The 20,802-nt window shown below is 57.6% G+C and carries 17 protein-coding genes and 1 pseudogene; 13 read left to right on the top strand and 5 right to left on the bottom strand.

Translation table 11 applies throughout. From position 1 onward, the window contains the following. Positions 1-14: 14 nt before the first annotated feature. Genes mlaD through mlaF form a run of 3 tightly spaced genes read right to left on the bottom strand, consistent with a single transcriptional unit; the run spans position 15 to position 2,164 of the window. A complete protein-coding gene (gene mlaD, locus OXR61_RS07120) occupies positions 15-557 on the bottom strand; it encodes an outer membrane lipid asymmetry maintenance protein MlaD (protein ID WP_021507734.1) in 543 nt (180 codons plus the stop codon). A gap of 4 nt (positions 558-561) precedes the next feature. Beyond that, positions 562-1,344: a lipid asymmetry maintenance ABC transporter permease subunit MlaE gene (gene mlaE / locus OXR61_RS07115; RefSeq protein WP_021507735.1), complete on the bottom strand. Its 783-nt coding sequence runs from the start codon at positions 1,342-1,344 to the stop codon at positions 562-564. Between the two features lie 4 nt (positions 1,345-1,348). After that, the gene (gene mlaF, locus OXR61_RS07110; RefSeq protein WP_021507736.1) at positions 1,349-2,164 is read right to left on the bottom strand and encodes a phospholipid ABC transporter ATP-binding protein MlaF; all 816 of its coding nucleotides are present in this window, start codon (positions 2,162-2,164) and stop codon (positions 1,349-1,351) included. Positions 2,165-2,391: 227 nt separating this feature from the next. Here mlaF and OXR61_RS07105 point away from each other — a divergent pair, with 227 nt between their 5' ends. From OXR61_RS07105 to npr, 11 genes are all read left to right on the top strand, one after another. After that, entirely contained in the window at positions 2,392-3,375 is a 984-nt protein-coding gene (locus tag OXR61_RS07105) for a calcium/sodium antiporter (protein WP_021507737.1), read from the top strand. Between the two features lie 12 nt (positions 3,376-3,387). After that, a complete protein-coding gene (gene kdsD / locus OXR61_RS07100) occupies positions 3,388-4,368 on the top strand; it encodes an arabinose-5-phosphate isomerase KdsD (RefSeq protein ID WP_021507738.1) in 981 nt (326 codons plus the stop codon). A 13-nt stretch (positions 4,369-4,381) separates the two neighbouring features. Beyond that, positions 4,382-4,948: a 3-deoxy-manno-octulosonate-8-phosphatase KdsC gene (gene kdsC, locus OXR61_RS07095; protein WP_021507739.1), complete on the top strand. Its 567-nt coding sequence runs from the start codon at positions 4,382-4,384 to the stop codon at positions 4,946-4,948. After that, complete coding sequence (lptC, locus tag OXR61_RS07090) at positions 4,945-5,517, top strand: LPS export ABC transporter periplasmic protein LptC (protein WP_021507740.1); 573 nt, start codon at positions 4,945-4,947, stop codon at positions 5,515-5,517. The genes kdsC and lptC overlap by 4 nt, the downstream gene beginning before the upstream one ends. Beyond that, entirely contained in the window at positions 5,492-6,046 is a 555-nt protein-coding gene (gene lptA / locus OXR61_RS07085; RefSeq protein WP_031279739.1) for a lipopolysaccharide ABC transporter substrate-binding protein LptA, read from the top strand. The genes lptC and lptA overlap by 26 nt, the downstream gene beginning before the upstream one ends. Positions 6,047-6,051: 5 nt before the next feature. Next, positions 6,052-6,777, top strand: coding sequence for an LPS export ABC transporter ATP-binding protein (gene lptB, locus OXR61_RS07080; RefSeq protein WP_021507742.1), 726 nt, complete (start codon positions 6,052-6,054; stop codon positions 6,775-6,777). Between the two features lie 48 nt (positions 6,778-6,825). Next, positions 6,826-8,259 (top strand): RNA polymerase factor sigma-54, encoded by a 1,434-nt coding sequence (gene rpoN / locus OXR61_RS07075; protein ID WP_031279740.1) that lies wholly within the window; start codon positions 6,826-6,828, stop codon positions 8,257-8,259. Positions 8,260-8,280: 21 nt separating this feature from the next. Continuing rightward, complete coding sequence (gene hpf / locus OXR61_RS07070; RefSeq protein WP_010618250.1) at positions 8,281-8,568, top strand: ribosome hibernation promoting factor; 288 nt, start codon at positions 8,281-8,283, stop codon at positions 8,566-8,568. Positions 8,569-8,734: 166 nt separating this feature from the next. After that, a complete protein-coding gene (gene ptsN / locus OXR61_RS07065; RefSeq protein WP_031279741.1) occupies positions 8,735-9,217 on the top strand; it encodes a PTS IIA-like nitrogen regulatory protein PtsN in 483 nt (160 codons plus the stop codon). Positions 9,218-9,269: 52 nt separating this feature from the next. Continuing rightward, a complete protein-coding gene (gene rapZ / locus OXR61_RS07060) occupies positions 9,270-10,124 on the top strand; it encodes an RNase adapter RapZ (protein ID WP_021507744.1) in 855 nt (284 codons plus the stop codon). Continuing rightward, the gene (gene npr, locus OXR61_RS07055) at positions 10,121-10,393 is read left to right on the top strand and encodes a PTS phosphocarrier protein NPr (RefSeq protein WP_058759594.1); all 273 of its coding nucleotides are present in this window, start codon (positions 10,121-10,123) and stop codon (positions 10,391-10,393) included. Before rapZ ends, npr begins: the two co-directional genes overlap by 4 nt. A 5-nt stretch (positions 10,394-10,398) precedes the next feature. Here npr and mtgA read toward each other — a convergent pair whose 3' ends face one another. Further along, positions 10,399-11,121 (bottom strand): monofunctional biosynthetic peptidoglycan transglycosylase, encoded by a 723-nt coding sequence (gene mtgA / locus OXR61_RS07050; protein WP_031279742.1) that lies wholly within the window; start codon positions 11,119-11,121, stop codon positions 10,399-10,401. Between the two features lie 306 nt (positions 11,122-11,427). Between mtgA and OXR61_RS07045 the strand changes: the two genes are divergently transcribed. Next, positions 11,428-11,772, top strand: coding sequence for a hypothetical protein (locus tag OXR61_RS07045; RefSeq protein WP_153001976.1), 345 nt, complete (start codon positions 11,428-11,430; stop codon positions 11,770-11,772). A gap of 157 nt (positions 11,773-11,929) precedes the next feature. Here the strand turns inward: OXR61_RS07045 and arcB are convergent. Next, positions 11,930-14,354: pseudogene (gene arcB, locus OXR61_RS07040) on the bottom strand (aerobic respiration two-component sensor histidine kinase ArcB). A gap of 884 nt (positions 14,355-15,238) precedes the next feature. Between arcB and OXR61_RS07035 the strand changes: the two are divergent. Further along, on the top strand, positions 15,239-20,770 hold the full coding sequence (locus OXR61_RS07035) for a glutamate synthase-related protein (RefSeq protein ID WP_031279743.1): 5,532 nt from the start codon (positions 15,239-15,241) through the stop codon (positions 20,768-20,770). The last annotated feature ends 32 nt before the right edge of the window (positions 20,771-20,802 follow it).

Here is a 20,802-nt window from a genome sequence, read left to right as displayed (position 1 = left end):
TGTACCTCTCTGGGTTATTCCGTTGTAGCAGGTGCTGCCGGGGCACTCGCGCTGGCGGCGCCCGACGATTTCTCATTGTCCTTGTTGTCGCCGCTCTTGTAGAGGAACTGGCCGATCAGGTCTTCCAGCACCAGCGCCGATTTGGTATCCCGCAGCGTGCCGCCATCTTTCAGCATCGCCGAGCCAAGCTCCGGATCGTCAAAACCTAAGTTGAGCGCGAGGAACTGCTCACCCAGCAGACCCTGGGTGCGAATCGCCAGCGAGCTGGTGTCAGGAATTTTATTGGCATACTGTTCGCTGATGTCCATGGTGACGCGCGGCGACAGCGTTTTGTCATCCAGTGAAATGTCGGTGACGCGGCCAATCACCACGCCGCCAATTTTCACCGGCGAGCTGACTTTCAGGCCGCCGATATTATCGAAGGTGGCGTATAGCTTCCACGTTGGCTCGGTGCCCAGCGATTTAAGATCGGCGACGCGCAGGCTGAGGAACAGTAGCGCCAGCAGCGCAGCCAGCATAAACACGCCAACCCAGATTTCGTTTTTTTTGCTTTGCATTGCATTAATTCCCAAACATCAGTGCCGTCAGCACAAAATCCAGTCCAAGCACCGCCAGCGAAGCATGGACTACGGTACGCGTCGTCGCGCGACTGATCCCTTCCGAAGTCGGGATGGCGTCATACCCATTGAACAGCGCGATCCAGGTCACCGTGATGGCAAACACCGCGCTCTTGATCAGGCAGTTGATCACATCGGTACGAAAATCCACCGCGTTCTGCATCGCCGACCAGAAGAAACCCGGGTCGATGCCTTTCCAGGCCACCCCGACCAGCGCGCCACCGGCAATGCCCACCGCGGTAAAGATCAGCGCCAGCAGCGGCATACTGATAAAGCCGGCCCAGAAGCGCGGCGACACTACGCGGCGCAGCGGATCGACCGCCATCATCTCCATGCTGGAGAGCTGCTCAGTGGCTTTCATCAGGCCAATTTCCGCAGTGAGCGCCGAACCGGCGCGCCCGGCAAACAGCAGCGCGGTGACTACCGGCCCCAGTTCGCGCAGCAGCGACAGCGCCACCAGCATACCCAGGCTGGTTTCCGCGCTGTAAGTGGTGAGTACCAGATAGCCCTGCAGCCCCAGCACCATGCCAATGAACAGGCCGGAGACCACAATGATCAGCAATGACAGCACGCCCACGCTATACAGCTGCTTCACCAGCAGCGGCGCATGCTTACGAAACGCCGGTTTACCCACCAGCGCATGGAAGAGCATTAAGCCCGCCCGGCCAAAGGCCGCACAGGTGTTAATTCCCTGACGCCCAAATGACGCCAGTGCCTGTAACCACATCAGTTTAGCTTCTCCCTGTGCGGGTCAGATCGCTGAGGTAATCCCCGGCAGCGAAGCGGAACGGCACCGGACCATCCGCATGACCCTCAATAAACTGGCGCACGCGCGGATCGGGATTCTCCCTCAGCTGCGGCGCACTACCCTGAGCAATAATCTTTTGCCCGGCAACAATATAGGCATGATCGGCAATGCTCAAGACCTCTGGCACGTCGTGTGAAACCACAATGCAGGTGACGCCCAGCGAATGGTTGAGCTCATCGATTAGCTTGACCAGCACGCCCATGGTAATGGGATCCTGGCCGACAAAGGGTTCGTCGAACATAATCAGCTCCGGCTCCAGCGCAATTGCACGCGCCAGCGCCGCCCGGCGCGCCATGCCGCCGGAGAGTTCGGCCGGCATCAGCTGGGCTGCGCCGCGCAGTCCCACAGCTTCCAGCTTCATCATCACCGTGCTGTGCAGTAATTCCGCTGGCAGCCGGGTGTGTTCGCGCAGCGGCCAGGCAACGTTTTCATAGACGTTAAGGTCGGTGAACAGCGCACCGGACTGGAACAGCATGCTCATTTTTTTACGCACGTCATACAGCTTACGGCGCGACAGCGTCGGAATGTTCTGGTCACGAAACCAGATCTCACCTTTGTCCGGCTGCAACTGCCCGCCAATCAGGCGCAGCAGGGTGGTTTTACCGATGCCGGAAGGGCCCATAATCGCCGTGACTTTGCCCGCCGGAACGGTCAGCGAAATGTCGTCGAAGATGGTGCGATTGCCGCGCGTAAAACTGACGCCACGAACCTCAACCAGATTCGTTTGCTGCTGGATCATCATTACCTCTTTAAACGGATCGGGCGTAATTAACGTGGTGGATGGTAGCCTGGTAAACCACAATGCACGATAGTTTTACAGAAACTTACCCGTCCGGTGTGGCGAAAACGGCCTTAAAATTTACTTTTGCCTCTCAGACAGTCAAAATCAGCGCCTGATTCCGCACGCGCACTGCTTTTACCTGTCGGACAAGGTTTGCCGGCACCGTTATCCATCAAGGATTTTTCATGTTCGTAGCCACTGCCCTGCTGTTTATCGGATTGATTTTACTGGCTTACGGAGCTGACCGCCTGGTGTTCAGCGCCGCGATCCTGTGTCGATCCCTTGGCATTCCCCCGTTGATCATTGGCATGACGGTGGTGAGCATTGGCACTTCACTGCCGGAACTGATCGTCTCGTTCTCTGCCGCGCAGCATGGTCAGATGGATTTAGCCGTGGGTACCGCGCTGGGCTCGAACATCACCAATATTCTGCTGATTCTGGGTGGCGCTGCGCTGCTGCACCCTTTAACCGTACACTCCAATCTGATTCGCCGCGAACTCCCTCTGCTGCTGCTGGTCTCACTGCTCAGCGGCATCATGCTGTTTGATAACCAGCTCAGCCGGCTGGATGGCGTGGCACTGCTGCTGCTGGCGCTGGGTTATCTGCTGGTGGCGATCCGCATCGCCCGGCGGGCCGAGCGCGATAATAATGACACCCTGACGCGTGAACAACTGGCGGAGCTGCCGCGCGACGAAAGCGGCAACACGGTGGCGTTTCTCTGGCTGGCGGTGGCGCTGATTATTCTGCCGATGTCGACGCGCATGGTGATCGACAACGCCACAGTGTTTGCGGATTACTTCGGCGTTAGCGAACTGGTGATGGGACTGACGCTGATTGCTGTCGGTACCAGTCTGCCGGAACTGGCCACGGTGCTGGCCGGCGCGCTGAAAGGCGAAGACGATATCGCCATCGGCAACCTGATTGGCGCCAATATCTTCAATCTGGCGATTGTGCTGGGCCTGCCGGCGCTGGTGCATCCCGGCGCGATCGATGCGCACGCCTTTGCGCGGGATTACTGGATTATGCTGGGCGTCAGCGTGCTGTTCGCCCTGCTGTGCCTGCTGCGCAAGCGCCGCATCGGCCGCATCGCGGGCACGCTGCTGTTAGGTGGATTTATCGTGTGGGTGCTGTGGCTGTGGCTCAGCCCCACGCTTATCGCAAGCTATTAAGGATGACTGACCATGTCACATCAGCAACCGGATTTCGACTTCCAGCAGGCAGGTAAAGCGGTACTGCGCATTGAACGCGAAGGGCTGGAACAGCTCGACCAGTATATTAACGCCGACTTCAGCCGCGCCTGCGAAATGATCTTTGCCTGCCGTGGCAAAGTGGTGGTGATGGGCATGGGCAAATCCGGCCATATCGGCAAGAAGATGGCCGCCACTTTCGCCAGTACCGGCACGCCGGCGTTCTTCGTCCACCCGGGTGAAGCCAGCCACGGCGATCTCGGCATGGTCAGCACCAACGATGTGGTGATCGCCATCTCGAACAGCGGCGAGTCAGGCGAAATCCTCGCGCTGATCCCGGTGCTCAAACGGCAGAAAGTGCAGCTGATTTGCCTGACCAGCCGTCCGGAGAGCGCCATGGGCCGGGCTGCCGATGTGCATTTATGCGTGAAAGTGCCGCAGGAAGCCTGTCCGCTCGGGCTGGCACCGACCTCCAGCACCACCGCCACGCTGGTAATGGGCGATGCGCTGGCGGTGGCGCTGCTGGAAGCGCGCGGTTTCACGCAGGAAGATTTCGCGCTGTCGCACCCGGGCGGCGCGCTGGGGCGCAAACTGCTGCTGCACGTCAGCGACATTATGCACAGCGGCGATGAAATTCCCCACGTCACCCGTGACGCCTCGCTGCGCGACGCGCTGCTGGAGATCACGCGCAAAAACCTCGGCCTGACGGTGATTGTCGACGACCTGATGAAAATCGAAGGGATTTTCACGGACGGTGACCTGCGCCGCATCTTCGATATGGGCATCGATTTCCAGTCGGCCCGCATCCAGGATGTGATGACGCGCGGCGGGATTCGCGTGCGTCCTAACCTGCTGGCGGTGGACGCGCTTAATCTGATGCAAAACAAAAACATCACTGCGCTGCTGGTGGCCGATGACGATCGCCTGCTCGGTGTGGTACATATGCATGACATGCTGCGCGCTGGCGTGGTCTGAACGGGAAACAACAATGAGTGCTGAAACCACGATGGTCGACACCTGCTACGGCCCGGTGAGCGCCGACGTGATGGCGCGGGCGGCCAACATCCGCCTGCTGATTTGCGATGTCGATGGCGTGATGTCCGACGGCCTGATTTACATGGGCAACAGCGGTGAAGAGCTAAAGGCCTTTAACGTGCGCGACGGTTACGGCGTGCGCTGCCTGCTGACCTCGGACATCGAAGTGGCTATTATTACCGGCCGTCGCGCTAAACTGCTGGAAGATCGCTGTAAAACGCTCGGCATTACGCATCTTTACCAGGGACAGTCGGATAAGCTTTTGGCCTGGCGCGAACTCCTGGATAAACTGTCACTATCGGCAGACCAGGTCGCGTATATTGGTGACGACCTGATCGACTGGCCGGTAATGGCACAGGCGGGTCTGAGCGTGGCCGTCGCCGATGCGCATCCGGTATTACTGCCGCGCGCGCATTACGTGACGCGCATTGCTGGCGGTCGCGGTGCAGTACGTGAGCTATGCGACCTGATTTTGCTGGCGCAGAACAAATTTGAGGATGCCAAAGGGCAATCAGTATGAGTAAAAGCAGGCGTTGGATAACGCTGATTCTGGCGCTGATCGCCCTGGTGCTGATCGGCTGGAATCTTACCAACCAGGACGACAGCGCCACGCCGGTGGCGACCAACGATCAGGCGCCGACCTACACCAGCGCCAACTCCAGCACCGTGGTGTATAACCCGACGGGTGCGCTGGCCTATAAGCTGGTCTCGGATAAAGTGACCTACTTTTCGGCCGAAGAAGTGAGCTGGTTCGATAATCCGGTGATGACCACTTACGACGAAAACAAAGTGCCCACGTGGTCGGTTCGTGCTGACAAGGCAAAGCTGACGAAAGATCGTATGCTGTATCTTTATGGCCACGTTGAAGTACACACATTGACGCAGGATTCCCAGCTTGAGCGCATCATCACGGATAATGCTCAGGTTAATCTGGTCAGCCAGGATGTGACGTCTGACGATCAGGTCACCCTATTTGGCCGCAGTTTTAACTCCACTGGCATGAAGATGCGCGGCAACCTACGGACAAAGAATGCCGAGCTGCTTGAAAAGGTCAAAACCTCCTATGAAATTCAAAATGAACAAAAATAGCCTTAAGTTGCTGCTGGTGAGTGCGCTGCTGGCAACCAGCCTGCCGGCGCTGGCGTTAACGGGCGATTCGGACAAGCCGGTTAACATCGACTCGGTGAACCAGGCGCTCGATTTGCAGGGTAACGTCGCCACCTTTACCGGCAACGTGATCGTGACCCAGGGCACCATCAAAATTACCGCCGATAAAGTGGTAGTAACGCGTCCCGGCGGCGACAGCAACAAAACCATCGTTGATGCCTACGGCAATCCAGCCACCTTTTATCAGATGCAGGACAACGGCAAACCGGTGCAGGGGCACGCCGCCAAACTGCACTATGAGCTGGCCAACGATTTCGTCGAGCTGACCGGCAACGCCTTTATTGAGCAGCAGGACAGCAACATCAAAGGCGATCGCATCACCTATCTGGTGAAAGAGCAGAAAATGCAGGCCTACAGTCAGGGCCAGAGCAAGCGTGTCACCACCGTGCTGGTGCCGTCGCAGCTGCAGGATAAAAACGGTTCGTCTGCGAGCCCCAAAAAGAGTAACTGATCGCTATGGCCACATTAGTCGCTGAAAACCTGGCGAAAGCCTACAAAGGCCGTCGCGTAGTAGAAGATGTCAGCCTGCAGGTGAAATCCGGCGAGATTGTCGGCCTGCTGGGCCCCAACGGGGCCGGTAAAACCACCACCTTCTACATGGTGGTCGGCATCGTGCCGCGTGATGCCGGCCGCATCATCATTGATGAAGAAGATATCAGTATTCTGCCGCTGCATGCGCGCGCGCGCCGCGGCATCGGTTATCTGCCGCAGGAAGCGTCGATCTTTCGCCGTCTGAGTGTCTACGACAACCTGATGGCGGTACTGCAGGTGCGTGACGACCTGACGGAAGAGCAGCGTCAGGATCGCGCCAATGAGCTGATGGAAGAGTTCCACATTGGCCATCTGCGCGACAGCATGGGCCAGGCGCTGTCGGGCGGTGAACGTCGCCGCGTCGAGATTGCCCGTGCGCTGGCCGCCAATCCAAAGTTTATCCTGCTGGATGAACCTTTTGCCGGCGTTGACCCCATCTCCGTTATCGATATCAAAAAGATCATCGAACACCTGCGTGACAGCGGCCTCGGCGTGCTGATCACCGACCACAACGTGCGTGAAACGCTCGCGGTGTGTGAGCGCGCATATATCGTCAGCCAGGGCCATCTGATTGCCCACGGCACGCCAGATGAAATTCTTGCAGATGAGCAGGTTAAGCGGGTTTATTTGGGCGAAGAGTTCAGACTCTGATAAGGTGTCGGCATACCCGACATTTGCTTAGGAAATTCTAGCCGGATTATGAAGCAAGGTTTGCAACTCAGGCTCAGCCAACAGCTGGCGATGACCCCCCAGTTGCAGCAGGCAATCCGCTTGCTGCAACTCTCTACGCTTGAACTCCAGCAGGAACTGCAACTGGCGCTGGAAAGCAATCCGCTGCTTGAACAAACCGATCTGCACGATGAAGTCGACGCCCGCGAATTTCAGGAGAACGAGGCGTTAGATACCCGTGAGGCACTCGAACAGAAAGAGATGCCGGAAGAGCTGCCGCTCGATGCCACCTGGGACGAGATCTACACGGCCGGTACGCCCTCCGGCACCGGCACCGATTACCAGGACGACGAGCTGCCGGTGTATCAGGGTGAAACCACGCAATCGCTGCAGGACTATCTGATGTGGCAGGTGGAACTGACGCCGTTCACCGACACCGACCGCGCCATCGCTACCTCCATCGTCGATGCCATCGACGATACCGGTTATCTCACCGTCAGCTTACAGGACATTTGTGACAGTATTGGTGACGAAGAGCTGACGCTGGAAGAGGTGGAAGCGGTGCTGAAGCGCGTACAGCGTTTCGATCCGGTGGGCGTCGGCGCACGCGATCTGCGTGACTGCCTGCTGGTGCAGCTGTCGCAGTATGCGGCCGATATGCCGATGCTGAACGAAGCACGGCTGATCGTCAGCGAGCATCTCGACCTGCTGGCTAACCACGATTTCCGCAGCCTGATGCGCGTGACGCGGCTGAAAGAAGAGGTGCTGAAGGAAGCGATGCTGCTGATTCAGTCGCTCGATCCGCGCCCCGGGCAGTCGATCAATACCAGCGAGCCCGAGTATGTGATTCCCGATGTGCTGGTGCGCAAGACTGGCACGCGCTGGACGGTGGAGCTGAACGCTGACAGCCTGCCGCGCCTGAAGATTAATCAGCATTACGCCGCGATGGGCGGTTCTGCGCGTAATGACAGTGACAGTCAGTTTATTCGCAGCAACTTACAGGAAGCCCGCTGGCTGATTAAGAGCCTGGAGAGCCGCAACGACACGCTGCTTAAAGTGACGCGCTGTATTGTCGAACAGCAGCAGGCGTTTTTTGAACAGGGTGAAGAGTATATGCGTCCGATGGTGCTGGCGGATATCGCCCAGGCCGTGGATATGCATGAATCCACCATTTCCCGCGTCACCACGCAAAAGTATTTGCACAGCCCGCGTGGCATTTTTGAACTGAAGTATTTTTTCTCCAGTCACGTCAGCACCGAAGGCGGTGGCGAAGCCTCGTCGACGGCGATCCGTGCACTGGTGAAAAAATTAATCTCCGCGGAAAATCCCGCAAAACCCTTGAGCGACAGCAAACTGACCTCCATGTTATCTGAACAGGGCATCATGGTGGCGCGACGTACGGTTGCTAAGTATCGCGAGTCTTTATCTATACCGCCATCAAACCAGCGCAAGCAGCTGGTTTGACCGAAACAAGAAGGAAGACCTATGCAGCTAAACCTTACCGGACTGAATGTTGAGATAACCGACCCACTGCGCGAATTTGTAAATAACAAATTTGCCAAACTGGAACACTATTTTGATCGTATCAATCAGGTTTATATTGTTCTGAAAGTGGAGAAGGTGACGCAGATTGCGGAAGCAACCCTGCACGTCAACGGCGGGGAGCTGCACGCCACATCGGAAGCGGAAGACATGTACGCGGCCATCGACGGGCTGATTGACAAGCTGGCCCGTCAGCTGACCAAACACAAAGACAAACTGAAAAAACACTAACCTTCACGCTTGCAGAGTGCTGACGGGTTCAGCACTCAGAGGAGAAATGGGGCGGGTCACCGCCCCGTTTTGTCATCTGCGCAAGCGCCTGCAGTCACCTGCCCTGCCCGTTCGCGGTGTCCCGGTACGTGCCTTACGGCTATGTGAACACGCAAGTGAAACGATGATGAACAACGATCTGACACTGGAATTGAGCGCGGTCCTTTCGCTGGACTGCACCCGCAGCGGCGTACACTGCCAGAGTAAAAAGCGCGCGCTGGAAATTATCAGCGAGCTGGCCGCTAAGCAGCTCAATCTGCCGCACCAGACGCTTTTTGAAGCCATCCTGACCCGTGAACGCATGGGCAGTACCGGCATTGGCAACGGCATCGCCATCCCGCACGGCAAGCTGGAGGAGGATACGCTGCGCGCGGTTGGCGTGTTTATCAGCCTCGACCAGCCTATCGCCTTTGACGCCGTCGACAACCAGCCGGTTGACCTGCTGTTTGCCCTGCTGGTGCCCGCAGACCAGTGTAAAACCCATCTGCACACCCTGTCGCTGGTGGCGAAACGCCTGGCGGATAAAACCGTCTGCCGCCGTTTGCGCGCGGCACAGAGCGATGAAGAGCTCTACGCCATCATTACAGAAGCTCAGGAAGATCACGCTTAAGCGACAGACACTTTTACCGGCCTGCGTGCCGGTTTAACACGGGAGAAATGTGATGGTGCTGATGATCGTTAGCGGTCGGTCAGGCTCAGGAAAATCAGTCGCGCTGCGCGCCCTTGAGGATATGGGCTTCTACTGTGTCGATAACCTGCCGGTGGTGCTGCTGCCGGAGCTGGCGAACACCTTAACCGAGCGCAATATCTCAGCGGCGGTCAGCATTGACGTGCGCAACATGCCGGAATCGCCGGAGGTGTTTGAGCAGGCACTGAACAATCTGCCGGAAGCGTTCTCGCCACAGCTGCTGTTTCTGGACGCCGATCGCAATACACTGATCCGCCGCTACAGCGACACGCGCCGCCTGCATCCGCTCTCCAGCAAAAATCTGTCGCTGGAAAGCGCCATTGATGAGGAGAACGATCTGCTGGAGCCGCTGCGCTCGCGTGCCGATCTGATCATCGATACCTCAGAGATGTCAGTGCATGAGCTGGCAGAAATGCTGCGCACGCGCCTGCTGGGCAAGCGTGAGCGTGAACTCACCATGGTGTTTGAATCCTTCGGCTTCAAGCACGGCATCCCGATCGACGCTGATTACGTGTTTGACGTGCGTTTTCTGCCCAACCCACACTGGGATCCGAAGCTGCGTCCGATGACCGGGCTCGATCGTCCGGTGGCGGCCTTCCTCGATCGTCACACCGAAGTGCACAACTTTATCTATCAGACACGCAGCTATCTCGAGCTGTGGCTGCCGATGCTGGAAACCAATAACCGCAGCTATCTGACGGTGGCGATTGGCTGTACCGGCGGTAAGCACCGTTCGGTCTACATTGCCGAACAGCTGGCAGACTATTTCCGTTCGCGCGGTAAAAATGTGCAGTCCCGTCATCGCACCCTGGAAAAACGCAAATCATGACCGTGAAGCAAACCGTTGAGATTCGAAATAAGCTGGGTATGCACGCGCGCCCGGCGATGAAGCTGTTTGAGCTGGTGCAGAGTTTTGATGCGGAAGTGCTGCTGCGTAACGAGGCCGGTACCGAAGCCGAAGCCAGCAGCGTGATTGCGCTACTGATGCTCGACTCCGCTAAAGGCGGTCATATCGAAATCGAGGCCAGTGGCCCGCAGGAAACCCAGGCGCTGGCCGCGGTCATTGAGCTGTTTGAAGCCGGTTTTGACGAAGATTAACCGCGTCAGTGCAGCTGGTAACGGTTGAGGAAGCCCTCGCCGCCCAGCTGGCGCATCTGGCGCATAATCCACTGCTGGCGCTGACGAATGTAGCCGGAAGGCGCATCCGCGCGGAAGCGAATCGGATTCGGCAGCACCGCCGCCAGCAAAGCGGCTTCCGCCATGCTCAGCCGACTGGCAGGCTTGTGGAAATAGCGCTGCGATGCCTCTTCCACACCAAACACCCCGTTCCCGAATTCCGCAATATTCAGGTAGACTGTCAGAATGCGGCGTTTGGTCCAAACCGTTTCCAGCCCCACCGTCAGCCCGGCCTCCAGCCCTTTGCGCACCCAACTGCGGCCATCCCACAAGAACAGATTCTTCGCCGTCTGCTGAGACAGCGTTGAAGCGCCGCGCATCCGTTCGCTGCCGTCATTGTCCAGCACCTGCTGAATGGCATGCACGTCAAAGCCCCAGTGCTCGGGGAATTTTTGATCTTCCGAGGCGATCACCGCCAGCGCCATCCACGGTGAAATCTCATCCATTCCCACCCAGTCTGAATGCGCGACATAATCGAAGCGTCCGCTGAACCACGCGCCAAGCTGCCGCTCCACCATTACCGCCGAAAACGGCACCGGCAAAAATGCGAACAGCACGATGCCGGCCAGCCACAGACCCAGCCATGCCAGAAGCACCCTGCCAGCCAGCCGCTTCAGGCGCTGGACCATCTTCCCTTTACTCTTACTCATGCAATCGTCTCTTACCGGTTCCCTGGATTAATCAATTACTCAGGTCATGATTTCAAATAGCGGTGATGCAAGCCGGAATTTTATCTCTGCGGCATCGCGACCACCAGCCAAACTCATTGCGCGGGCAACCATCGTTCCTCTATTAGAGCCAGTCGCATCAAGCACTTCCGGCAAAAAGGAATCGGTTCCATGCAGAAAAATCGCGCAGCGCGCACGGGCATAAATACTTAACCGATTGTGATACCGCTCACGTTAAACCTTTCACGATGTTTAACTATCATCTTTAGTAGTCAGTGAAGATGTTCATTGACAACCGAGACCATTCTGAAAAACACGGCGCAAATAGCGACAATTACGCTTCAGACCAGGGCGCAACCTGTAAAACGTTTTACCGCCCATCCGGTTTACGCTAACCGTTCAATGCCCGAACTGGAACTTTCAGCCGGGGGTTTCCAAAACGTTTTGGATAACCGCGGCAAAATCTGGTTATTCATTATTAGAATCAATAACATGAGCATAAAAACGGCCGTTGCGCTGCGCTTTTTGCCGTTTCCCTTCGCTGCGCAGCGCTTTCCGGACCGCGACTGTGGGAAAACCAGGCAAAAAACCGAACATTTGCTCAAAAATAGTGCAATACGCCAAAGAAATTGATTCCTTGCTTGACTGTGTCAGCAAATTAATGTTTTCTGTATTTAAACGCTGCTCAACATCACACAATTTAATGAATCTTGTCACAAGCTGTGGCGAATTTGCTAAGGTGATTTTGAAGCGTTAACCAATACCACGCTGTTGCTTTTGTATTCGATTTCTAATAATAGCAGCAGCGCCCATTTCCCTGGTGTTGGCGCAGTATTCGCGCACCCCGGTTTCGACTGGGGTCATTTTTTTTCTGGCCCGCGCTATTTTTCCCGCTCCGCAACCCAGTTCCGTAATACTTCAACGTCGTGCCGCCACTCGTGCTTCAGCTCGTCAACCCACTCCTGCACGTTATCCCACCAGGCCGGCAATTCCGGTGACTGAATCTGTTTCGCCAGTTTCTGCAGATGCAGCAGGCCGACCGAGCCCGCCGCGCCTTTGATCTTGTGCCCCTCTTCGGCGATGCCCTTCTGGTCACGCGCCATCATATTGGAGTCCAGCACCTCAAGATAACCCGGCATCATCTGCTCGAACATCGTCAGGCTTTGGGTGATCAGCCCCGGACCAACCAGCTCGATATACTGCTCCAGCATGTCGACATCCAGCAGCGTGCGTGACTGTTCCGCGTCGGCGTCACTCACCACCGCTTCCGCTTCAGCCTGGTAATCCCAGAATTTCTTGATCATCGCGGTCAGCGCTGGCACCGCCAGCGGTTTGCTCAGCACATCGTCCATGCCGGCATCGAGATACTCTTTTTTATCCTTCAGCACGTTGGCAGTCAGCGCGACCAGCGGCGGCAGCGTCACGCCGGCATGCTGCTGATGAATGGCGCGCGACACATCGAGGCCAGTCATGTCCGGCAGCTGGATATCCAGCAGCACCAGGTCGAACTCCTGCGGATCGAACATCGCCAGCGCCTCACCGCCGGTCATCGCCACCTCCACGCTGCAACCCAGCTTCTCCAGTACCGAGCGCGCCACAATCACGTTGAGTTCAATATCTTCTACCAGCAGCACGTGCAGCGCCGGCAACGGCATGCTGTCGTCCTGACCCTCATCTTCCACTTCATCCGCCACGCGCGGCGCGTGAATTTCCACGGTAAAGCACGAGCCCTGACCCGGTGCGCTGCTGACGGTAATATCGCCGCCCATCGCCTGCGCCAGCCGGCGTGACACCGCCAGGCCAATCCCGGTGCCGGTGGCCGGTTTACCGCCGTGCTGATCTTTCACCTGGTAATACATGGCGAAGATTTTGTCCTGCTCTTCCTGCGGAATGCCCATCCCGGAGTCCTGCACCTCAAAGTGCAGCGTTTCGTCCTGGCGATAGGCGACGCGCACCACGATTTCGCCCTGCCGGGTAAACTTCACGGCATTGCCGATCAGGTTCCACAGAATCTGGCGCAGGCGCGTGCCGTCGGCGGAGATCTTGTGCGGCAGCGGCAACTCCGGTGCCATGACAAACTTCAGCCCTTTCGGCTGCGCCAGCAGGCCGGAGAGGTTTTCCAGGTCGGCGAGGAAGCCGGTGAAATCCAGCGGCTGGTTATCCAGCTGCACTTTGCGCCGCTCAATCTTGTCGACTTCAATCACATCATTAAAGATGTTACCGAGGGTGATGGCCGAGACGTGAATGGTTTTCAGGTACTTCAGCTGCTCCTGATTGAGATCGGTATCCAGCAGGATGCGGCTTAACCCGACGATGCCGTTAAGCGGCGTACGCAGCTCGTGGCTGATGGTGGAGATAAAGGTGGTCTTTTCACGGCTGGCGTTCTCCAGCGCGTCCTGATAGCGCTTACGCTCGGTAATATCGCGTCCGAAGCCCATCAGGCCGCTGCGTTTACCGACGCGGTCGTAATACGGCACTTTGCGGATTTCAAAGCAGGCTTTGCGCCCGTCCGGATACTGCAGCCACTGTTCATAGGTGAGCGACACATTGTGGCGAAACACCTTCTCATCGGTCTCCAGCACTTTGGTGGCGGCATCTTCGTCATAAATGTCGCGCGGCGTCAGACCAATCAGCTGCTTCTCGCTCAGGCCGGTGAGCAGTTCCATGGCACGGTTACAGCCGGAGAACTGTTTGTCGATGTTGCGATAGAACACCAGGTCGGGCGAGGCATCAAGGAACGAACGCAGGAAGGAAGATTGCTGCTCCAGCTCAATCTGCGCCTGTTCACGCCGCGTCATCTCTTCGCGCAGCTTATCCATCACCTGCTCGCGCGCCTGCTCTGCTTTAATACGGTCGCTGATTTCCTGGTTCAGCTGGCTGATGGTCTCTTTCATCTGCTGATTCAGTTCAAGGTCGCGCGTGCGCATCTCCTCCAGCTTGTCCACCAGCTTCGACAGCCGCTGGCGCGACTCCTCCAGCTGATCGACCACCACGGAGAGAAAGTAGACCGCCCACGGGGTAATCAGCAGGCCAAAAAACACTGAACGTACGACGTCGATACTTTCAACGTGGCCACGCAGCACCATGGTGACCGCCATCTGCACTACCATTGCCAGCACCACCAGCGCCGAAGCCAGCAGCAGCGAAAACCGCACCAGCCCGAGCTTGACCATTAAATCCACGTAGTACTGTGCTAAAAGACGAATCTGTTTCATCACGCGCTCCCTGAACGAATCTGGCTCATCATAGCGTAATTATCCGCGCGCTGCGCCGCCGCACGCGCCGTGCGGACTGACTTTACGCCCTGTTATGGTGCAGCAGCGCGGCGTTTCGCCGACGTTCGCGCCTTTATGCCTAAAGCGCTTGACTAATTCTGCCAACTGAATAATCTGGAGGGCCGCGCTTTTGCGGGTCCCGGTGCCGCGTGCCCGGCGCATCCGCTTTCTGCAGCCATCCCTCCTGATGGTTGCCTTCCGTTATTGCATATCCATTCAGCTTAAGTGCTGTTTTAATCACACCCTGGTTAATTAATTTTACTAATGGCAACCGCGTTTTGATTCAAATGTTCCGCCATAAGAAAAACAGATACATGCTGTGCACGAAACGGTCCAAACAGAATTTTGTGCTGGCATCCCCACATTCAACAGCATGGTCTGGAAATATGAGGCCGATCACACAGTGAGACGGCTCACACTTCATAAGGGAATCAGAAAGGTCAGATTGACATATATTTACGTAATAAAAACATAATAATCATACAGTTAAATCGCAAAAAGGCTGATTAACCGTAATAAAGCTGGCTATTTGACCTGAGTTCGCTTTCCCGATAAGTTGGAATTCCGCTGGATGCTTTCCAGTCGGGACTGTGTCTCGGCATATCTATGCAGCAAGAAGACTCCCTCTGGATGCAAGTTATCTCCCTTAGAGACCGGATTTTATGGACAGCCAATCAAGGACGTGAATCAGTGCCTTGATTGTCGTTGTCCGGTGTTGCGACGTCCGCGTAAAAGCGCGCGAAAACAAATTGATACAGCACGCAGCAGCGCTCTGTGCCTGAAATAATGCAGGTAATGTCTAAAGCAGTTTAAGGAGACCCTCAATGTCCACTCAACAACCTAACCCCTGGGGTTTGTATGATCCATCAGCAGGAAGCGACAGCTGTGGTGTAGGTTTTATTACCCGCAAGGACGGCGAGCAGACCCATGAAATCCTGCAGATGGCGCATAGCGCCCTGTGCACGGTACCGCACCGTGGCGGGATGTCTGCAGAGGGTGTGGGCGATGGTGCAGGCGTTAACGTTGACCTCTCCCTGAACTTCTTCCGTAAGCTGACCGGTCAGGCGCTGGAAGCGGGCCGCTTTGGCGTGGGCAACTTCTTTGTGCCAAAAGATGCGGCGCTGCGCGCGAACGCAGAGCGTCTGGTTGAAGAGACGCTGGCCGCTTACAACTTCCCGGTGCTGCTGAAGCGTGATATGCCGCTGGACAACAGCGTCACGCGCCCGGCCGCACAGCAGTGCCAGCTGCCGATCGTGCAGTGGGTGTTTGCCGCACCGCAGGACGTTACCGAGCAGAGCGACTTCGAGCGCCACATTTATCGTGCGCTGCTGGACATCGAAGCACGCGCCTTTACCGAAAGCGAATTCGGCGGCCTTTATCCGCTGTCGCTGTCGTCGCGCACTCAGGTGTTCAAAGCCCGCCTGAACTCCAATGAAGTGATTCCTTACTTCAAAGATCTGACCGATCCCGATCATCAGGTACGCGGACTGTTTTTCCATACCCGCTTCTCCACCAATACCGATCCGCATACCACGATGGCGCAGCCGTTCCGCCTGATGGCGCACAACGGTGAGCTGAATACAGACCGTAAAAACCGCATCGCGGAAGCGGCACTGATGCTGGCACGCGGCAAAAAGATCGTGCGGCCAAAAGGCCAGTCTGACAGTTCGCGTCTCGATCAGAGCATCCACAGCCGTCTGATGGAAGATAACCTCGATCTGATCAACGCCGTGGTTTCAATGATGCCGCCGGCGTGGGAAAACGACACCTCGCTGTCGGCTGAAGTGCGCGCCATGCTGGAATACTTCTCGCTGTATGAAGAGAAGAACGACGGCCCCGCCGCGCTGATCTTCGGTAACGGCGAAGTGATTGGCGCACGGCTGGACCGTCTTGGCCTGCGTCCGCTGCGCTCCGTCGAAACCGCTGAGTACATCGGTGCGATGTCAGAAGCCGGCCAGATCGCCTTCCCACCGGAGAGCGTGCTGCGCCGTGGCCGTATCGAAGCTGGCGGCATGCTCTATTACGATCACAAAGAGAAACGCTCTTACACCACCGTGCAGGCGCTGGAAAAGCTGGCGGCGGAAAAAGATTATCTCTCCCTGGTGCAGGCGGCACGCGTTGAACTGCAGCAGCTGCCGGAAGTGCCGGCAGAGAAACTCGGCTCACCGCTGCGCTATCGCGGCGACCTGAAAACCTATCAGCGCTTTGTGGCTTACTACTACAACCAGGAAAGCTTCAAATTCATGATGGACCCGATGCTGCAAACCGGCGCTGAGAAGATCTCCGCGATGGGTTACGGCAACGCCATCAATGGCCTGTCCGATCATGAAGGCGGCATGGCGCACTACTTCTCGCAGCGCTTTGCACAGGTCACCAACCCGCCGCTTGACTCCATCCGTGAAGCGGACGGCATGACGCTGCGCGTGGCGCTCGGCGCCAAACCGCACCTCGGTCGCAGTAAAGGCCAGCAGATCATCGTGCCAAGCCCGATCCTGACGCACCTGGACATGCTGCGTCTGCGCGAGCAGAAAGTGGCGCCGTATGCGCGCTTCGAGATGCTGTATGAGCCGGTCATCGGTAAAGACATCGTCAGCCGCGCCGCCAACGCCAAAGCGCTGGAAAACGCTATCGATAACCTGGCGCAGCAGGTGGTGGATTTTGCCCGTCAGCAGGGCGGCATCGCGGTGATTACCGATCGCCATATCTCGTCAACTCATGCTGCCATTCCGATGCTGCTGATGGTGTCGGCCATCAACCAGCGTCTGGTGCAGGAAGGCCTGCGTCTGGATGTGTCACTGGTGGTCGAGAGCGGCCAGAGCATCTCCTCGCACCATATCGCCGCCACGCTCGGCTTTGGCGCCTCTGCCGTGTATCCGCTGGGCGTACAGATGCGTGCAGAAGAGAAGTTTGGTGAAGGTGAAGAAGGCAACAAAGCGTTCAAACGCTATGCCAAAGCGGCAGAAAAAGCGCTGATGAAAACCATGGGCAAAGTGGGCCTGTGTACCGTTGAGAGCTACAGCTGCGGTGAGTTCTTCGAGCCGAACTTCCTCGATACCGAAGATCCGGTGCTGAAGAAATATTTCCCGAATATCAAAACTCCGGTGGGCGGTGCGGGCTTCCCGGCCATCGCGCAGATGGCGGTGGACTGGCACCAGAGCGCGCTGAAAATTCAGGGCGAAGCCGAAGTGCCACTGCTGGGTCTGTTCAAAGAACGTGCCGAAGGCGCGGGCCACTCGTACGGCACCATCGCAGTACGTACCTTTATTGATATGACAGAGCAGCCGATTCGTTTCGCCGACAAAGCGCGCGAAGAGGACAACTTTATCCGTCTGATGACGCTGGCCAGGCTGGACAACGCGTTCAGCATCAAAGCCGAGTCGTTTAAAGACAGCAGCTTCGAGCGCATCCCGAATGCGGTGATCGACAGCTTTGCTATCACGCCGGATTACCGTCAGTTCTCCAGCCTGATGCACGCCGAGCGTAAGCGTCGTCCGGCGGCGCTGCGCGACATCCTCGCGCTGCCGTGCGATCTGACCCACGTGGACAGCGAAGCCGAATTTGGCCGCAAGCTGGGCCGCTACTCGCTGGTCAACAACGGCTTCGCCATTCGCGGCCTGCGCTGCGAAGCGGTGAACGGCAGCCTCAACCAGTTTGAGCTGCGTCTGATTGATGCTATTGCCGGCCTGAAGCCGGAGAGCGAGCGTCTGGCCGCGCTGTCACGCGCGCTGAAAACCCGCTTTAACGATGAGATCGAAAGCAGCAGCATCACTGAAGGCGTGTTGCACATTACCGCTTACGGTCAGGCAGCAGACTATCTGGCAAAAATCTTTACCGCGCTGCCCTCGCTGCCGCTGGAAGAGGTCCAGCCGGCGCACGAAATCACCCGTACCTTCGCCTCAGGCGCCATGAGCCACGGCGCGCTGGTCGCGCCGGCGCACGAAGCGGTGGCGCACGGTACCAATATGGTGGGCGGAATGAGTAACTGTGGTGAAGGTGGCGAACACTATTCACGCCACGGCACCATTCGCGCATCGCGCATCAAACAGCTGGCATCTGGTCGTTTCGGCGTGTGGGCGGCTTATCTGGCCGACCCGATGCTGGAAGAGCTGGAGATCAAAATTGGCCAGGGCGCTAAACCGGGCGAAGGCGGTCAGCTGCCAGCACCGAAAGTGACGGTGGAGATTGCGGCCGCACGTGGCGGTACGCCGGGTGTTGAGCTGGTATCACCGCCGCCGCATCACGATACTTATTCTATCGAGGATTTGGCGCAGCTGATCCACGACTGTAAAGCGGCGCGCGTGCGCGTTATCGTCAAACTGGTGTCGTCTGAAGGCATCGGTACTATCGCAGTCGGCGTGGCAAAAGCCGGCGCAGACGTCATCAACGTCGCCGGTAACACCGGCGGCACCGGCGCGGCGTCGGTCACCAGCCTGAAATACACCGGGCGCGTGGCAGAAATCGGTATCGCCGAAGTACACCAGGCGCTGTGCGCTAACGGGCTGCGTGACAAAGTGCAGCTGCGCTGCTCCGGCGCACAGCAGACCGGCAGCGACGTGATTAAATCAGCGCTGCTCGGCGGCGACAGCTTCGAGTTCGGCACCACCGCGCTGATGATGCTGAAATGCGTGATGGCGAAAAACTGTAACGTCAAATGCCCGGCGGGCCTCACCACTAACGCTGAAGCCTTCGATGGCGATCCGCGTCAGCTGGCGCAGTACTTCATCAACGTGGCGCAGGAAGTGCGTGAGTTCCTCGCACGCCTCGGTCTGCGTTCGCTGCGTGAAGCGCGCGGCCGCTCTGACCTGCTGCACCTGATGGATCATCCGCTGGAAGTGGGCAAACTCGATCTGCGCGCCATGCTGACCGTGGTGCCGGAGCAGAAGATCGCTCAGCCGGTGTATCTGGAAAAAGATTTCGAGCTGGACGATGGCTGGGTAGAAGAGCTGAAAGCGCAGCTGGTTGACGCTGCCCGCCGCGAGATTACGCTGGGTAACGGCGTAACGCTGAACAACCGTAACAAGAGCGTTGGCGGTCAGCTGGCGATCGATATTGAGCGCATGCTGAACCACGAGCTGTCGGCGCAGCAGCTGGCGGCGCTGCCGGCGGTACTGCAGGATGACCGTGGCCGGAAATATCTGGCACCGCGCACAGTGCAGATTGATACCCGCGGGTCAGCCGGTCAGTCATTTGGCGCGTTCTGCAACGACGGCATGCAGATGAAGCATTACGGCACCTGTAACGATGGCGTCGGTAAAGGTCAGTGTGGCGGCGAACTGGTGGTGATGTCACCGGGCGGCGGCGCACAGGACAGCGACGGCAACGTGCTGATCGGTAACTTTGCGCTGTTCGGCGCGACCGGCGGTCGTTTGTTTGTTCAGGGCCAGGCCGGTGACCGTTTCGCCGTGCGTAACTCTGGCGCCACCGCGGTGGTGGAAGGTGTCGGCGACTTCTGCTGTGAATACATGACCAACGGCGCGATTCTTAACCTCGGCACCTTTGGTAAAGGTTTCGGTAACGGCATGAGCGGCGGCTTCGCCTATCAGTATGATCCGTACCGTTCCCTGGCCGCGCACGCCGCCGGTGATTCGGTGCTGTTCGGCTCCATCGCTGACGAAGACGAAATGGCGCAGGTGCACAAGCAGGCAGTGCTGACCATGCTGCACTGGCACCTCGAAGCCACCCAGTCGCCGCGCGCGGCGTGGCTGCTGGAGAACTGGGAAACCGAGTGTCAGCACTTCGTTTACGTGATGCCACGCTCGCTGCTGCTGTATCAGGACGGCGGCGAGATCCTGAAAGCGAAAACGCGTAAGGATTTGCTGGAAGAACTGTCCACGTCGCTGGCCGCGCATCAGGTTGCCAAGTTCAAATCAGCCTGGCGTGCGGGCAAAACCATCGCCGACGGTGCGGTACCGGCCTACGGCGCGACCGATACGCAGGAGATGTTTGTTCTGCTGAATAACTACACCGTTCTGAGCTTCGCGCAGCAGCTGGCGCTGGGCAAACTGCCGAAAGGCACAGCGGTGGAAGATGCGGCAGTCGAGAAAGCGGTTCGCAACCTGCTGATGACCGAAGATTTCGCGCTGGTCAGCAAGCTGCAGCGTCATGCCCGTGCGGCCATTGAGAACTACAGCGATGATGAGCTGGCAAGCCTGATCGCCGCCAAGCGTATGTCGGATTACAAAGCCGCGCTGACGCAGCGCAACATTCGCTCCATGGACAGCCTGGCAACCTATGGCTGGATCATTTATCAGGACGCCTGCAACCGTGAGGTGCTGGGCCATCTGCCTGATTTTGAAGAGCTGTTTGCACGCGCCGCACTGCCAGAGATTGCCGCCGCGGTCGGGAAACTCTCCTGATTGCGCTGCGAAAGAAGATTGATGACGATAAA

Source organism: Pantoea sp. GM_Pan_4 (genome assembly GCF_026541005.1).
GTDB classification, from domain to species: domain Bacteria; phylum Pseudomonadota; class Gammaproteobacteria; order Enterobacterales; family Enterobacteriaceae; genus Pantoea; species Pantoea dispersa.
The sequence above is the reverse complement of the archived record's forward strand: the minus strand, read 5'-3'. Positions and strand labels throughout refer to the sequence as shown.

Bases quoted from the DNA above. Each gene is read 5' to 3' on its own strand.
- mlaF (WP_021507736.1), bottom strand. From the start codon at position 2,164: ATGATCCAGCAGCAAACGAATCTGGTTGAGGTTCGTGGCGTCAGTTTT.
- rapZ (WP_021507744.1), top strand. From the start codon at position 9,270: ATGGTGCTGATGATCGTTAGCGGTCGGTCAGGCTCAGGAAAATCAGTC.
- kdsC (WP_021507739.1), top strand. From the start codon at position 4,382: ATGAGTGCTGAAACCACGATGGTCGACACCTGCTACGGCCCGGTGAGC.
- ptsN (WP_031279741.1), top strand. From the start codon at position 8,735: ATGAACAACGATCTGACACTGGAATTGAGCGCGGTCCTTTCGCTGGAC.
- npr (WP_058759594.1), top strand. From the start codon at position 10,121: ATGACCGTGAAGCAAACCGTTGAGATTCGAAATAAGCTGGGTATGCAC.
- OXR61_RS07035 (WP_031279743.1), top strand. From the start codon at position 15,239: ATGTCCACTCAACAACCTAACCCCTGGGGTTTGTATGATCCATCAGCA.
- kdsD (WP_021507738.1), top strand. From the start codon at position 3,388: ATGTCACATCAGCAACCGGATTTCGACTTCCAGCAGGCAGGTAAAGCG.
- lptA (WP_031279739.1), top strand. From the start codon at position 5,492: ATGAAATTCAAAATGAACAAAAATAGCCTTAAGTTGCTGCTGGTGAGT.
- OXR61_RS07105 (WP_021507737.1), top strand. From the start codon at position 2,392: ATGTTCGTAGCCACTGCCCTGCTGTTTATCGGATTGATTTTACTGGCT.
- mlaE (WP_021507735.1), bottom strand. From the start codon at position 1,344: ATGTGGTTACAGGCACTGGCGTCATTTGGGCGTCAGGGAATTAACACC.
- lptC (WP_021507740.1), top strand. From the start codon at position 4,945: ATGAGTAAAAGCAGGCGTTGGATAACGCTGATTCTGGCGCTGATCGCC.
- lptB (WP_021507742.1), top strand. From the start codon at position 6,052: ATGGCCACATTAGTCGCTGAAAACCTGGCGAAAGCCTACAAAGGCCGT.
- mtgA (WP_031279742.1), bottom strand. From the start codon at position 11,121: ATGAGTAAGAGTAAAGGGAAGATGGTCCAGCGCCTGAAGCGGCTGGCT.
- hpf (WP_010618250.1), top strand. From the start codon at position 8,281: ATGCAGCTAAACCTTACCGGACTGAATGTTGAGATAACCGACCCACTG.
- mlaD (WP_021507734.1), bottom strand. From the start codon at position 557: ATGCAAAGCAAAAAAAACGAAATCTGGGTTGGCGTGTTTATGCTGGCT.
- rpoN (WP_031279740.1), top strand. From the start codon at position 6,826: ATGAAGCAAGGTTTGCAACTCAGGCTCAGCCAACAGCTGGCGATGACC.